A 14468-nucleotide genomic window follows, 5' to 3' on the forward strand; every position below is an offset into this window, starting at 1 on the left:
GCTGATCGCCCCGCGAAAGCCGGGCGATCAGGCGAAGGGCTGAAGCGGCGAAACCTGCGTCAGGTCGCCCGAGATGCGGATCATGTTGGCCTGAGCCAGCGGGTCCGCATCGGCATATAGCCCGATCAGCTCTGCAGGCACCGTTGTCGCCGCTTTCAAAGCCGCGCCAAGGTCGATCCCGCATTGCCCCACCAAAACGTTCAGCGCGCGCGTCAGGTCCAGATCGGCCCCCGCCAGCGTGCCATCCGCCAGCGTCAGCCGCCCGTCTTTGCGCGTGATCTCGCGCCCATTGAGCGTAAACGCGGGTTGGTCCGTGCCCGCCACCGACATCGCGTCGCTGACAAGGTAAATCTGTCCGGGCCCGCGTTTCGCGGCCCATGCCCGGCGCATCGAGGCCGGGTGAACATGGATCGCATCCGCGATCAGCCCCGCCGACAACCGCCCTTCGTCCAGCGCCGCGCCGACGATGCCCGGCTCGCGGTTTCCAAGCTGGCTCATGGCGTTGAACAGGTGGGTGACACAGCGCGCCCCGGCGTCGACATATCGCAGAACAGTGGCGAAATCGGCGTCGCTGTGGCCAATGGCAACCAGCACGCCCGCCTCGGCCAGTGCCCGGACCTGATCGGTCGTCACGTTTTCGGGCGCGATGGTGATTTTCAGAACCGGCAGCACCTCCGCCGCAGCCAAAAGCGCCTCAAGGTCCGCCACTTCCATTGGCCGGATGAGTGCAGGCGAATGGGCCCCCTTGCGGGCAATCGACAGATGCGGCCCTTCCAGATGCAGCCCGGCAATTCCCGGCACGCCCTCGCCAACCGCCTGAACTGCCGCGGCAATCGCGGCTGCGGTAACCTCCGGCGTGTCGGTGATCAGCGTCGGCAAAAGCGCGGTCACGCCCAGTCCGTTATGCGCCGTCGCCATCAGGCGCAGCGTCTCGACCGTCGGCGCGGCGTTGAACATCACCCCACCGCCGCCGTTCACCTGCAGATCGACATAGCCGGGCGACAGGATATCGCCACCCAGATCGACCACCGTTTCGCTTTCGCCGTCGGCCAACCGACCGCCACGGAACGTCACCGTGCCCGCCGGGTGCAGTACTGCGCCGTCAAACAGGCGCGCGTTGGTATAGGTGATGTCAGCCATGCTCATACCGTCTCGGTCACCTTTCTCAGGTGGCGCGGCGTGTCTGGGTTGATCCCGCGCCCCACGGCCACCGATTCAACCATGCCATAGAAGGACACGATCACCGAGATCGGGTCGGTCAGCCAATGGTCGGTGCGCACATGCGGCAGGCAGGTGGCGCGCTTGACCTTGTCCGTGGTGGCAAAGGCCGTGGCCCCCTTGTCGGCAATCGCATCGACGGCCTCGGCAAGGCTGTCCTCGGCGGCATCCCGCGCGCCGAAGGCGATGACGGGAAAGCCGCTTTCGACGATCGAAACCGGGCCGTGCAGCACCTCGGCCGAGGAATAGCTCTCGGCGTGGATCAGGCAGGTTTCCTTGAATTTCAGCGCCGCTTCGTTCGAGATCGCCCAGCTTGGGCCGCGCCCCAGCGTGAACAGCGACCGCCCGTCGATCGCCGCTGCCGCCTCGGACCAGTCGCAGCGCGTGGCGGCGTCCAGCTGTTCGGGCAGGGCGTGGATCGCGGCCAGAAGATCGTCATCACCCTTCATCGCCGCCAGCCACCACAGCCCCGCCACCAGCGAGGTCACGAAGGTCTTGGTTGCGGCAACGCTTTTCTCTGGCCCGGCAAAGATTGGCAGGGTGGCATTGGCCACGCCCGCCAGCCGGGAGCTGGCGTCATTGGTGATCGCCACCGTATGCGCGCCCGCTTTGCCTAGGCTCGCGGTCAGCGCCACGATGTCCGGGCTCATGCCCGATTGCGACACCGACACGCAAAGGCCACCCTCGGCCTTCAGTTCCGCGCCATAGATCGACGCGACAGACGGCCCGACCGAGGCCATCGGCAGGCCCAACAGCAGTTCGGACGTGTATTTCAGATAGGTGCAGACGTGATCCGACGATCCCCGCGCCACCGACAGCATGAAGCGCGGGTTTGTTGCCGCAGCGCGCCTTGCGGTCTCGGCAACCAGCGTTTCCCCCCCGGTCAACAAACGGTCGACCGCCTGCGGAATTTCCTGGATCTCGGCTTTCATCCGAGTGGATTGGATAGACATGTTTTCTGACCTTTCGTGTTCAGATCCGCAGTTCGGCGACAAAGTCATAAGCGTCCCCGCGATAGAGCGAGCGTGTCAGTTCCGCGACCCGTCCGTCTCTGAGATAGGATGTGCGCTCGATGTTCAGCCCCGCCGATCCTTCAGGCACCCCCAGAAGCGCGGCTTCCGGCGCTTCGAGGTTGACCGCCGAGATCTTTTGCGCGGCGCGGACCGGGCGGTTGCCCAATGTCTCAAGCACTTCGTAAAGCGAGGTCGTGACCTCGATCGGATTGGGCAGGATATCAAGCGGTAGCGCGGCGCGCTCCAGCGCCATAGGCAACCCGCCCGCTTCGCGCAGGCGATAAATCCGCGCCACCTGATCGCCCTCTTTCAGGCCCAGTGTCGCGATCTCGTCCGCCGAGGGTTCGAATATACCACGTTCCAGCCATTTCGACGTGGTCTCCATGCCGCGATTGGCCATGTCCTGTGTGAACGATGTCAGGTGCGACAGCGATTGTTCGACCCGCCGGACGGCCTCGCGCACGAATGACCCTGATCCCTGGCGCTGCTCGACCAGCCCCTTGCCGACAAGTTCCTGGATTGCCTTGCGCACGGTGACGCGTGACAACTCGGTTATGTCGGCGATTTCGCGTTCTGGCGGCAGGGATGAGTTCGGCGGCAGAATACCTGCATCGATGGCTGCCTCCAGCCGGCTGCGCAACTGCACGTAGCGGGGGCCACCGTGCTGATCAAGCCATTGATCTGGTGCAAGAAACTCAGTGATTGTCATTTGCGACCTCCCGTGCAAGCGCAATCGCCCCATCCAGCGGCACACCCAGCGGCTGGCGGATTTGCGACTGCATGTCTGCGGGCAGATAGGGGGCAAAATGCGGCCCGATCCCTCCGGTCAGGTAAAGCGGCACACCTTGCGTCCAGCCCATCCGAGCTGCGGTCTCGACCGCGTAGTCCGCACCCGCCTGCATGACCGCGACCGCAAGCGCGTCTCCCTTCACGGCATGTTCCGTTACGGTTGGTGCCAGCTTGCCAAAGGCGGTCGGGGTCGCCGTCGCCGCAAAGCGCACGATCCCCGCCGACCCGTCCAGCGTCGCCAGGAAATGCGATGTCATGGCGGTTTCGGGGCGTAGCCCGTCCACCGTGTCCAGTGTTACCGACAGCGCCCGCCGCCCGATCCACTGGGCCGAGGCTTCGTCCCCCAGGATCGACCCCCAGCCGCCACAGAACCGCATCGCGCCGCCCAGCTTGGCGGCGACAAAAGACCCGGTGCCGCAATGCACCACCACGCCATCGCTATCCCCCACCGCGCCGCGCAGGGCAGCGGGGCGATCATCCATCACGCGGATGCGCGAAAACGGCAGCGCATTTTCCAAACGGCCCGCGATCTCAGGCCCGGTGATTCCCGCCATGCCCGCGAAACAGGGTAGGGCGGCCAGCGACTCGAATTGTGTCTGCAGCCGGGCCGCGAGGCGGTTCAGCCCTTCGCGAATCTCGGCCACGGCCCCGTCAAAACTGGTCGTGACATTGGCCGCGCCCATCTCTTCAATCGTTGCGTTTTGCCCGTCGGAAACGGCGATCCGACAGCGCGTACCGCCGCCATCAATGGCCAGAACAGCGTTATGCAGGGGTTTTGTCATGTAGATACCATTATGATACCAAGCGTGGAAAATAAAGACCAAATTAGTGTCAGCAGGACGTTTCGCGGGCAATTCTGGCCGAAATACCTTGAAAACACAGCGTAAATCAGACCATTTCAAAAAAGATTGGACAAAAGGTATTAGAAAGGTATGCTAATCAAAACCTGGGGAGGTGAATCACTTGACCACACGCGCAACCGAGCAACTGCACCAAGACGCCAAAGGGCTGGACCGGCGCGCACCCGACGAGGTGGCGCGCCTTCTGGCCCGGGGGCAGGTCGCGGCGGCGGGTTCGGCCGTGACTGCGGCACCGGCTATTGCCGCTGCATCGGTGGCCATGGCCGACACGATCCGTCTGGGTGGGGTTCTGCATTACGCCGCCGCCGGATCGTCGGGCCTGATGGCGGCAGCGGATGCGCAGGAACTGGGCGGCACCTTCTCGATTTCCCCGGCGCATCTGCGCATTCACATGGCGGGCGGCCTGCCGACGGGCGTCGAGATGCCCGGCGACACCGAGGACGAGATTGCCGGACTGGAGCAGGGCCTTGCGGGGATCGGCGCGCAGGACTGCCTGATCGCGGTTTCGGCCAGCGGCTCGACCCCCTACACCGTGGCGGCGGCGAAGCTGGCGCTGGCGGGCGGGGCGACGGTGATCGGCATTGCCAACACCCCCGACAGCCCGCTTCTGTCCATGGCGACTTTCCCGGTTCTGGTTGAAACTCCGCCGGAACTGGTGGCAGGCTCGACCCGGATGGGGGCGGGCACCGCACAGAAGATTGCGCTGAACATGCTCTCGACCCTGATGGCGGTGCATCTCGGGCATATCCACGACGGCATGATGGTCAACCTGACCGCCGACAACATCAAGCTGCGCCAGCGCGCGCGGATGATCGTTTCCACCATTGCGGGCGTCGATGACTCGGCGGCCGAAACCGCGCTGGCCACGTCCGATGGCCGCGTCAAACCTGCCGTGCTTCTGGCGATGGGCGCAGCGTCCCTGACCGAGGCCGACGGGCTTCTGAATGTCACTCAAGGCAACCTTCGGGACGCGATCCAGCGTCTCTCAACAGTCTCAACCCAAAGGGAGGAAAGACAATGAAAACCAAACTCACCCTCGCGGCGCTTCTGGCGTCCAGCACGCTGGCGGGCGCGGCCATGGCCGATGTCACGCTGACGATCGAAAGCTGGCGGAATGACGACCTGACCCTGTGGCAGGACAAGATCATTCCCGCGTTCGAAGCCGCAAACCCCGGCATCAAGGTCAAGTTCACCCCGTCGGCCCCCGCCGAATACAACGCGGTCCTGAACTCGAAACTGGAAGCGGGCTCGGCCGGCGACCTGATCACCTGCCGTCCGTTCGACGCATCGCTGGCGCTTTACGAAGCCGGTCACCTGGCCGACCTCTCGGGCCTCGACGCGATGTCGAACTTCTCGGACGTGGCGAAATCCGCGTGGCAGACCGATGACGGCTCGGCCTCGTTCTGCGTGCCGATGGCCTCGGTGATCCACGGCTTCATCTACAACAAGGACGCCTTTGCCGAACTGGGCATCGACGTTCCGACCACCGAAGCCGAGTTCTTTGCCGCGCTTGAAGCGATCAAGGCAGACGGCACCTATATCCCGATGGCGATGGGCACCAACGACCAGTGGGAAGCCGCGACCATGGGCTATAACAACATCGGCCCGAACTACTGGAAAGGCGAGGAAGGCCGCCTTGCCCTGATCGCGGGCGAGCAGAAGCTGACCGACGAAGCCTGGGTTGCACCTTATGCGACGCTGGCCAAGTGGGGCGCATACCTCGGTGACGGTTACGAAGCACAGACCTATCCCGACAGCCAGAACCTGTTCACGCTGGGCCGCGCCGCGATCTACCCGGCCGGTTCGTGGGAAATCTCGGGCTTCAACGCACAGGCCGACTTCGAGATGGGCGCCTTCAAGCCGCCAGTCCAGAATGCCGGTGACACCTGCTATATCTCGGACCACACCGATATCGGCATCGGCATGAACGCCAAGACCGAGAACGCGGAAGCCGCGCAAACCTTCCTGGCATGGGTCGCCAGCCCGGAGTTCGCCTCGATCTTCGGCAACGCGCTGCCGGGCTTCTTCCCATTGTCGAACACGCCGGTCGAAATGACCGACCCGCTTGCAGCCGAATTCGTCAGCTGGCGCGGCGAGTGTGAATCGACCATCCGCTCGACCTACCAGATCCTGTCGCGCGGCACCCCGAACCTCGAAAACGAGACCTGGGGCGCGTCGGTTGCCGCCATCAAAGGCACCGCATCGCCGGAAGAGCTGGGCCAAAAGCTGCAAGACGGCCTTGCAAGCTGGTATGCTCCGCATCAGTAAGCTGAACGCTTGAAACCCGGTCCGGGCGGTGCGCCGCCCGGATCTCCCCGACAGGAGGTTCCCATGCAGAAACCGCGTATCAGGTGGCATATCGCCGTTTTCCTGGCCCCCGCCGTCCTTGTTTACTCGGCGATCATGATCTTCCCCTTGTTCAACACGCTGCGACTGGCGCTTTACAGCAAGGTCGATCAGGAACGGATCTTTGTCGGGCTTCAGAATTTCAAGACGCTGTTCATGGACCCGATCTGGTCCGAGCAGTTCTGGAACGCTCTGGGTAACAATTTCTGGTTCTTCATCATTCATATGCTGGTGCAGAACCCCATTGGCATCGCGCTGGCCGCGATCCTCAGCCACCCGCGCCTGCGTTTTGCGGCGCTTTACCGATCGGCCATCTTCATCCCCACGATCCTGTCCTTCGTGATTGTCGGTTTCGCATGGAAACTGATCCTGTCGCCGATCTGGGGCATCGCGCCCTCGATGCTGGACGCGGTTGGTCTGAAGTCGCTGTTCGCGCCGTGGCTGGGCAAAGAGGAATACGCGCTGACCACGCTGGCGCTGATCTCGGTCTGGCAGTTTGTCGGTATCCCGATGATGCTGATTTATGCCGCGCTTCTGTCGATCCCCGAGGAAATCCTCGAAGCGGGCGAGATTGACGGCATCACCGGCGCTTCGGCCTTCTGGAAGATCAAGCTGCCGCTGATCCTGCCCTCGATCGGCATCATTTCGATCCTGACCTTTGTCGGCAACTTCAACGCTTTCGACCTGATCTATGCCGCGCAGGGCGCGCTGGCGGGGCCGGATTTCAGCACGGATATTCTTGGCACCTTCATGTATCGCACCTTCTTCGGCTTCCAGCTGCAGCTGGGGGACCCGCACATGGGGTCGGCGATTGCCGGGGCGATGTTCGCGATCATCCTTGTGGGCGTCTGCATATACCTCTGGGGCATCCAGACGCGCATGCGCCGGTATCAGCTGTAATCGGGGGGAATGGACATGAACAAGGCACGTAACAACCCGCTGAACATGACCCTGATGCATGGCGCGCTGATCCTTTACACGATCATTGCCCTGTTCCCGGTCTTCGTGATCCTCATCAACTCGCTCAAGACCCGCAAGGCGATCTTCCGCGAACCGCTGGCCCTGCCCAGCAGCGACAGTTTCTCGCTTGTCGGATATCAGACCGTGTTCAAGCAGGGGGATTTCTTTCTCTACATGCAGAACTCGCTGATCGTGACGGTGGTGTCGATCTTCCTTGTCCTCTTGTTCGGGGCCATGGCCGCCTTTGCGCTCAGCGAATACCGCTTCAAGGGCAACACGCTGATGGGGCTTTACCTGGCGCTGGGGATCATGATCCCGATCCGCATCGGCACGGTCGCGATCCTTGAGATGATGGTGGCCACAGGGCTGGTGAACTCGCTCTGGGCGCTGATCCTTGTCTATACCGCGCAGGGTCTTCCGCTGGCGGTGTTCATCCTGTCCGAATTCATGCGGCAGGTGTCCGAAGACCTCAAGAACGCGGGCCGCATAGATGGTCTGTCGGAATACACCATCTTCTTCCGCCTTGTGCTGCCCTTGGTGCGGCCCGCGATGGCGACGGTGGCGGTGTTCAACATGATCCCGATCTGGAACGACCTGTGGTTCCCGCTGATCCTTGCTCCGGCGGAAGAGGTGAAAACGCTGACGCTGGGCAGCCAGGTGTTCATCGGCCAGTTCGTGACCGACTGGAACGCGGTCCTGTCGGCCCTGTCGATGGCGATCCTGCCGGTCCTGATCCTCTACGTGATCTTCTCACGGCAACTGATCCGGGGGATTACCTCGGGGGCGGTGAAGTGATGCCGTTTGAGTTCCTAACCCCGCCCGGCGGCAACGCCGGGCCGCGCCGACCCGCCCACGTCAAACCAAAGGTTTGCCTTCGGCAAAACGGGCGGCGCGTTCGCGCCACCCCGCGGGTCTCTGCGGCCCTAATCGCCAAGGAGACATGCAAATGACCCGCGTCCTGATCGCCGGACTTGGCAACATGGGCCTCAGCCATGCTCTGGCCCACCATCATCACCGCGACTCAACGATTGTCGGGCTGGTCAACCGCTCGGGCAAAGTCGATCACCCCGACCTCGCGCAATACCCCGCCTTCAGCGATTTCCACTCCGCGCTGGCGGATACCAAGCCCGACCTTGTCGTGGTCGCCACCTATTCCGACAGCCATGCCACCTATGCCATCGCCGCGATGGATGCCGGCGCGCATGTGTTCGTCGAGAAACCGCTGGCCACCACCGTTGCCGACGCGCAGGCCGTCGTGGACAAGGCGGTTGAAACCAACCGCAAGCTGGTCGTCGGCTATATCCTGCGCCATCACCCCAGCTGGATGCGCCTGATCGAAGAGGCGCGTGGCCTTGGCGGGCCTTACGTGTTCCGTCTGAACCTGAACCAGCAGTCCTCGGGCGCCGAATGGGAAACCCACAAGGCGCTGATGCAGACCACCTCTCCGATCGTCGATTGCGGCGTGCATTACGTCGATGTCATGTGCCAGATCACCGACGCGCTGCCTGTGCGGGTGAATGGCATGGGGCTGCGCCTCTCGGACGAGATCGCGCCGGACATGTACAATTACGGCCAGTTCCAGGTCACCTTTGATGACGGTTCCGTCGGCTGGTACGAGGCCGGCTGGGGTCCGATGATGTCGGAAACCGCGTTTTTCGTGAAAGACATCGTATCCCCGAATGGTTCGGTCTCGATCAAGGACACGGAGAAGGGCGCGTCGGCGGATGTCGACGGCCACACCCGCGTCGGCGGCATCCTGGTGCATCGCCCGGAAGGGGACACGCTGATCGACATGGCCGGTGAACCCGGCCACCAGGAACTGTGCGACGTCGAACAAGCCTTCGTGCTGCGCGCCATCGCCGAGGACACCGACCTCACCCGACACAATCAGGACGCCGTGCAATCGCTGGCGATCTGCCTTGCCGCGGATGAAAGCATCCGCACCGGACAATCCGTGACATTGAAGGAGGCCCGCCAATGACCGCGCTGACCCTGACAAACGTGAACAAATCCTTTGGCGACGTTCACGTCCTGAAAGACATCAACATCTCGGTCGAAGAGGGCGAGTTCGTTGTCTTCGTCGGTCCCTCGGGCTGTGGCAAGTCCACCCTTCTGCGCGTGATCGCGGGGTTGGAAGATGCCAGTTCGGGCGAGATCCGCATCGGCGACGAGCTTGTCAACCTGACCCCGCCCTCGAAACGCGGCATCGCCATGGTGTTCCAGTCCTATGCGCTTTACCCGCATCTGAACGTGGAAAAGAACATGTCGCTGGCGCTGAAACAGGAAGGCCAGTCGAAAGAGGTGATCGCCGAGCGCATCGCCAAGGCCAGCACGATGCTGAACCTTCAGGACTACCTGCATCGCTTCCCCTCGGAACTGTCCGGCGGCCAGCGACAGCGCGTTGCCATCGGCCGGGCCATCGTGCGCGAACCCAAGCTGTTCCTGTTTGACGAACCCTTGTCGAACCTCGACGCCGCATTGCGGATGAACACAAGGATCGAGATCGCCAACCTGCACCGGCAGCTGTCGGCCTCGATGATCTATGTCACCCATGACCAGACCGAGGCGATGACGCTGGCCGACAAGATCGTCGTCCTGCGCGATGGCCGGGTCGAACAGATCGGCGCGCCGATGGAGCTTTACAACAACCCCGCCAACAAGTTCGTGGCCGGTTTCCTTGGCTCTCCGTCGATGAACTTCCTGCCGGCCGGACTGGTGACCGAGGGCGATAGCCGCACCCTTGGCATCCGGCCCGAGGACCTGCGCCTTTCGGATGGTGACGGGCTGGCGGCGCAGGTCAGCCATGTCGAACATCTGGGCGGTGATACCAATGTTATAGCCCATGCCGGCGATCACCAGATCACCGCACGGCTGTTTGGTCAGCACGCGGTCGAGGCAGGGCAGGGGGTCACCCTCGGGTTTGCCCCGGAAAAGGCTTATTACTTCGACGAGGCAGGCGCGCGTCTGCGCGGCTGATCCACCACTCACACCCGTTTCGGACCCTCGCCGAAAAGGGGCGCCGCGCATCACCGTGCGGCGCCTTTTTCGTTGCAGTGGCGGGACCGCGGTTCGGGCTTGGCATCGCGCGTTGCGGAACTGCGACAGGCCCCTCGATCCGCTCCCCGGCTGTCACAGAAGTTTTGGAAACCCGACACAAACCCGTGATTATCCGCGCCTAGCGTCCCCGACGAACAAGAGATGGGGATGACCTTGCTGCTCGTCAGAAATCTGACCAAGCGCTTCGGCGCGAACACCGCTGTCGACAACGCCAGCTTCGAGGTTTCAGCGCCGATGATGATTGGCGTGATCGGGCGTTCCGGCGCCGGGAAATCGACCTTGCTGCGGATCATCAACCGGCTGACCGACGCCACCACCGGCGCGGTCGAGGTCGACGGCCGCGATGTGCTGACACTCAGCGGTTCGGCCAAGCGCGCCTGGCAATCCGAATGCGCGATGATCTTTCAGCAGTTCAATCTGGTGCCGCGCATGGACGTGGTGTCGAACGTGCTGCATGGCACGCTGAACCGCCGCTCGACCATGGCCACTGCCTTCAACCTTTACCCGCAATCCGACATTCGCCGTGCGATCGACATTCTTGACCGGCTGGGCATTGCTGAACACGCCGCCAAGCGTGCCGAGGCGCTCTCGGGCGGGCAGCAGCAGCGTGTCGCCATCGCCCGAGCGCTGATGCAGGACCCCAAGGTGATCCTTGCGGACGAGCCGATTGCCTCGCTGGACCCGATGAACGCCGAGATCGTCATGTCCACCCTGCGACGCATCCACGTCGAGGATCGCCGCATGGTGATCTGCAACCTGCACACGCTGGATACTGCGCGGCGTTATTGCGACCGGGTGATCGGGATGCGAGACGGCAGGATCGTCTTCGACGGCACGCCTGATCAGCTGACCACCGCCGCCGCCCGCGACATCTATGGCGCCGATGACAGCTTTTCCGAAGCCACCACCTCGACCGAGATCGCGGCGCTGGATCGCGCCCAAAACCTCGAGACCGCCTGAAGTAACTAATTGAAGTAACAGCCTGAATTCATCCGCCCCCAACCGAATGAAACACGGGGCGACAACAACTGGAGATGTGATGATGAAGAAACTGATTGCTGCCGCAATGGTCACCACCGCGCTGGTTTCGCCCGCGCTGGCCGAAGACGCCGTCAAGGAATTCCGTATCGGGATCCTCGGTGGCGAAAACGCACAGGACCGGCTGAACAGCTATGAATGCCTGCGCCAGAAGACCGAAGACCTGCTGGGCGTCGAAACCAAGCTGTTTGCCCCGGCCGATTACGACGGTGTGATCCAGGGTCTTCTGGGCGGCACCATCGACATGGCATGGCTGGGTGCGTCAGGCTATGCCAAGACCTATCTGTCGGACCCCGAAGCGGTCGAACCGGTGCTGGTCAAGGTCAACGTCGATGGCGGCTATGGCTATCACTCCATCGGTTTCGCCCGCAAGGACAGCGGCATCACCTCGATCGAGGACCTCAAGGGCAAGGTCTTTGGCTTCGGCGATCCGAACTCGACCTCGGGCTACCTGATCCCGTCGATCGAAATCCCTGAAGTGACCGGCGCGACCATGGAGTCGGGTGACTATTTCGGCGAGGTCAAGTTCACCGGCGGTCACGAACAGACCATCGTTGCCGTGGCCAACGGCGATATCGACGGCGGCGTGACCTGGGCCGACGGCCTGGGCGAATGGGAAGATGGCTATAACTCGGGCGCCCTGCGCAAAGCGGTTGATGCCGGTCTCGTCGACATGAATGACCTGGTCCAGATCTGGCAGTCCAAGCCGATCCCGGAAGGCCCGATCGTCCTGCGCAAGGCGCTGCCCGAGATGGCCAAGGTCAAGATGACCGGCCTGATGGCGTCGCTGCCGGCGATGGACCCCGACTGCGCCTATGGCGTTCTCTCGGGCGAGGCCAAGGGCCTGATGCCGATCGGTCACGAGGCGTATGAGATCATCGTCGAAGCCCGCAAGCGCAAGTCCAGCTGATCTGACACACCCTTTCGCCGGGTCCGGTCCTGCCGGGCCCGGCCTTCTTTTGCCGGAACACTTCCTCATGGCCGACCACGCCCTGCATGCCCCCCAACCCATAGACACGATCCGCGATGACTATCTCGCGCTGATCCGTCGTAAGCGCACCTATGGCGCGATCCTTCTGGCGATTTTCATTGCCCTGATGACATCGGGTTTCATTATCGCCGATGACCGCAATGCCGGTGGGTTCTGGGACGGGTTGCACCGGATCTTCGATTTCCCGGCCGAGGTCATCGCAGAGGCGGCGCAGAAAGCGGACCAGCTTCCGGCGCATTTCGTGACTTTCCTGCCCGCGATGATCGAGACCCTGAACATCGCTGGTGCAGCCACGCTGACCGGGGCGATCGGCGCTGTGGTTCTGTCGCTTCTGGCGACCCGCGGCATGGCCAAGTGGCCGCGCCTGATCCCGGTGTTCCGCCGGATGATGGATATCATGCGCGCGGTGCCCGAGATTGTCATCGCGCTGATCCTGATCTTCGTCCTTGGCGGCGGGCCCGTCCCGGCCATGATCGCGATCGCCTTCCACACCGTCGGCGCACTGGGCAAGCTGTTTTCCGAGGTGAACGAAAACGCCTCGCTCAAGCCGGTGGAAGGCCTTGAATCGGTAGGGGCCAACTGGTCACAGCGCATGTGGCTCGGGGTGATCCCGCAGGTCGCGCCGAACTATGTCTCCTATGCGCTGCTCCGATTCGAGATCAACATCCGCGCCTCGGCCATCCTTGGCTTCGTCGGGGCGGGCGGTATCGGTTACGAACTCAAGAACGCCATGTCCTGGGGCAAGGGCCGCTATGACGAGGCCGCGGCGATCTTCCTGATCCTCTTCCTGACGATCATCCTGGTCGATCAGGCGTCCTCGGCCCTGCGCAACCACCTGACCCATGGCGCCAAACGGGGGGCAAAGTGATGGCAACCGCAGACCTCTATCAGCACAAGGCCGCCGCCGAAACGCTGTTTCGCAGGAAACGCCTGGCCGCCATTGGCCTGCCGCTTCTGGTGCTGGCCTATCTCACCTATATTTTCTTTGCCTTCGACATGCCCGGTCTCATGGGGCGTGCCAGCCTTGAGAACGCTCAGAAACTGGTCTCGGACAGCTACAGCTACAAGACCCACGTGACCCGCGACAACCGTTCGGGCGAGGTCGAGATCGCGATCGAGGGCGAACGCAAAGGCGAATATGCCCCCGGCACAAGCCCCGCGTGGGTGGCTCTCGGGGACGAGACGGTGATCGACCTTGAGAACGGCCACATCGTCACTTTCAGCGCCGACAATGCGGTCCGCTATGACGTGCCGGGCTATGGCGCGATCACTGCGCAGCCGACCCGCGCCAGTGGCGTCAACGCGACCCTGCCCGCAGGCGATGTGCCAGACTGGATCAACCTGTCCAAGAACCGCATGACCGTCACCACCGACGCTGGCCGCCTGACCGTGACCCGCAACCGAACCGAGGTCTTCCGTTATTTCACCGGCTGGGAACTGTTCTTCTTCACCCTCGACAGCCCCTATCACGGCCTCAGCTATGCCGAGGTCATGGCCCGCGCGCTGGGGGGCGAGGCCGCCGACATCTGGACCGATTTCTGGTCGAACAAGATGTGGCGACACGGCGACGTGGCATGGGCGCTGTTCGAAACCGTGCTGATGGCCTTTCTCGGGACTTTCGGCGCGGCCATTGTCGCGCTGCCGCTTGCCTTCCTTGCGGCCAAGAACTTTTCTCCGCTCATGCTGGTCCGGCAGGTCACCCGGAGGTTCTTTGATTTCTTCCGCGGCGTTGATGCGCTGATCTGGACGGTTGTTCTGGCCCGCGCCTTTGGCCCCGGCCCGCTGACCGGTGCGCTGGCGATCCTTGTCACCGATACCGGCAGTTTCGGCAAGATGTTCTCGGAAGCGCTGGAAAACGTCGACGAGAAGCAGATCGAAGGCATACGCTCGACCGGGGCGAAACCGATCCAGCGCTACCGGTTCGGGGTCATTCCCCAGATCACTCCGGTCCTTCTCAGCCAGATCCTCTATTACTTCGAATCCAACACCCGCAGCGCCACCATCATCGGTGCGATCACCGGGGGCGGGATCGGCCTGTTGCTGACGCAGGCGATGATAACCCAGAAGGACTGGGAAGAAGTGACCTATTACATCATCCTCATCGTCTTGATGGTGATGGCCATGGACTGGCTTTCCGGTATCCTGCGACGGCGCCTGATCAAGGGTGACGGCAGCGGACACTGAGAAAGAGGTCAT

General features: G+C 62.9%; 14 protein-coding genes. 10 read left to right on the plus strand and 4 right to left on the minus strand.

All coding sequences use genetic code 11. The annotated features are described in order from the left end of the window. Positions 1 to 27: 27 nt before the first annotated feature. From nagA to JQ863_RS15895, 4 genes are read right to left on the minus strand one after another with little or no spacing between them, the layout of a single operon-like run. On the minus strand, positions 28 to 1146 hold the full coding sequence (gene nagA, locus JQ863_RS15880) for an N-acetylglucosamine-6-phosphate deacetylase (protein WP_204115313.1): 1119 nt from the start codon (positions 1144 to 1146) through the stop codon (positions 28 to 30). Then, a complete protein-coding gene (locus JQ863_RS15885; protein ID WP_204115314.1) occupies positions 1143 to 2171 on the minus strand; it encodes an SIS domain-containing protein in 1029 nt (342 codons plus the stop codon). The genes nagA and JQ863_RS15885 overlap by 4 nt, the downstream gene beginning before the upstream one ends. 19 nt (positions 2172 to 2190) lie before the next feature. After that, positions 2191 to 2940: a GntR family transcriptional regulator gene (locus JQ863_RS15890; RefSeq protein ID WP_204115315.1), complete on the minus strand. Its 750-nt coding sequence runs from the start codon at positions 2938 to 2940 to the stop codon at positions 2191 to 2193. Further along, on the minus strand, positions 2927 to 3802 hold the full coding sequence (locus JQ863_RS15895) for a glucosamine kinase nucleotide-binding domain-containing protein (RefSeq protein ID WP_204115316.1): 876 nt from the start codon (positions 3800 to 3802) through the stop codon (positions 2927 to 2929). Before JQ863_RS15895 ends, JQ863_RS15890 begins: the two co-directional genes overlap by 14 nt. A gap of 181 nt (positions 3803 to 3983) precedes the next feature. On the opposite strand from JQ863_RS15895, the gene JQ863_RS15900 reads away from it, so the two are divergent. The 10 genes from JQ863_RS15900 to phnE (JQ863_RS15945) all read left to right on the plus strand — a co-directional run bounded on the left by JQ863_RS15900 (position 3984) and on the right by phnE (JQ863_RS15945) (position 14456). Beyond that, positions 3984 to 4901 (plus strand): N-acetylmuramic acid 6-phosphate etherase, encoded by a 918-nt coding sequence (locus JQ863_RS15900; RefSeq protein WP_204115317.1) that lies wholly within the window; start codon positions 3984 to 3986, stop codon positions 4899 to 4901. Further along, positions 4898 to 6148 carry an ABC transporter substrate-binding protein gene (locus tag JQ863_RS15905; RefSeq protein WP_204115318.1) on the plus strand — a complete coding sequence of 417 codons (1251 nt, stop codon included), beginning with the start codon at positions 4898 to 4900 and terminating at the stop codon, positions 6146 to 6148. Before JQ863_RS15900 ends, JQ863_RS15905 begins: the two co-directional genes overlap by 4 nt. 63 nt (positions 6149 to 6211) lie before the next feature. Continuing rightward, positions 6212 to 7126, plus strand: a complete 915-nt coding sequence (locus JQ863_RS15910) for a carbohydrate ABC transporter permease (RefSeq protein WP_204115319.1) — start codon at positions 6212 to 6214, stop codon at positions 7124 to 7126. Between the two features lie 15 nt (positions 7127 to 7141). Continuing rightward, complete coding sequence (locus JQ863_RS15915) at positions 7142 to 7981, plus strand: carbohydrate ABC transporter permease (RefSeq protein ID WP_204115320.1); 840 nt, start codon at positions 7142 to 7144, stop codon at positions 7979 to 7981. A gap of 151 nt (positions 7982 to 8132) precedes the next feature. Next, positions 8133 to 9167: a Gfo/Idh/MocA family protein gene (locus tag JQ863_RS15920; RefSeq protein ID WP_204115321.1), complete on the plus strand. Its 1035-nt coding sequence runs from the start codon at positions 8133 to 8135 to the stop codon at positions 9165 to 9167. Then, a complete protein-coding gene (locus JQ863_RS15925; RefSeq protein ID WP_204115322.1) occupies positions 9164 to 10162 on the plus strand; it encodes an ABC transporter ATP-binding protein in 999 nt (332 codons plus the stop codon). Before JQ863_RS15920 ends, JQ863_RS15925 begins: the two co-directional genes overlap by 4 nt. Positions 10163 to 10390: 228 nt before the next feature. Beyond that, positions 10391 to 11203, plus strand: a complete 813-nt coding sequence (gene phnC, locus JQ863_RS15930; protein WP_420826281.1) for a phosphonate ABC transporter ATP-binding protein — start codon at positions 10391 to 10393, stop codon at positions 11201 to 11203. A gap of 82 nt (positions 11204 to 11285) precedes the next feature. Next, complete coding sequence (gene phnD, locus JQ863_RS15935; protein WP_204115521.1) at positions 11286 to 12191, plus strand: phosphonate ABC transporter substrate-binding protein; 906 nt, start codon at positions 11286 to 11288, stop codon at positions 12189 to 12191. Between the two features lie 67 nt (positions 12192 to 12258). Then, positions 12259 to 13140 carry a phosphonate ABC transporter, permease protein PhnE gene (phnE, locus tag JQ863_RS15940; protein ID WP_204115323.1) on the plus strand — a complete coding sequence of 294 codons (882 nt, stop codon included), beginning with the start codon at positions 12259 to 12261 and terminating at the stop codon, positions 13138 to 13140. Beyond that, positions 13140 to 14456: a phosphonate ABC transporter, permease protein PhnE gene (gene phnE / locus JQ863_RS15945; protein ID WP_204115324.1), complete on the plus strand. Its 1317-nt coding sequence runs from the start codon at positions 13140 to 13142 to the stop codon at positions 14454 to 14456. The genes phnE (JQ863_RS15940) and phnE (JQ863_RS15945) overlap by 1 nt, the downstream gene beginning before the upstream one ends. The last annotated feature ends 12 nt before the right edge of the window (positions 14457 to 14468 follow it).

It is taken from the genome of Shimia biformata (genome assembly GCF_016888515.1).
GTDB classification, from domain to species: Bacteria; Pseudomonadota; Alphaproteobacteria; order Rhodobacterales; family Rhodobacteraceae; genus Shimia_A; species Shimia_A biformata.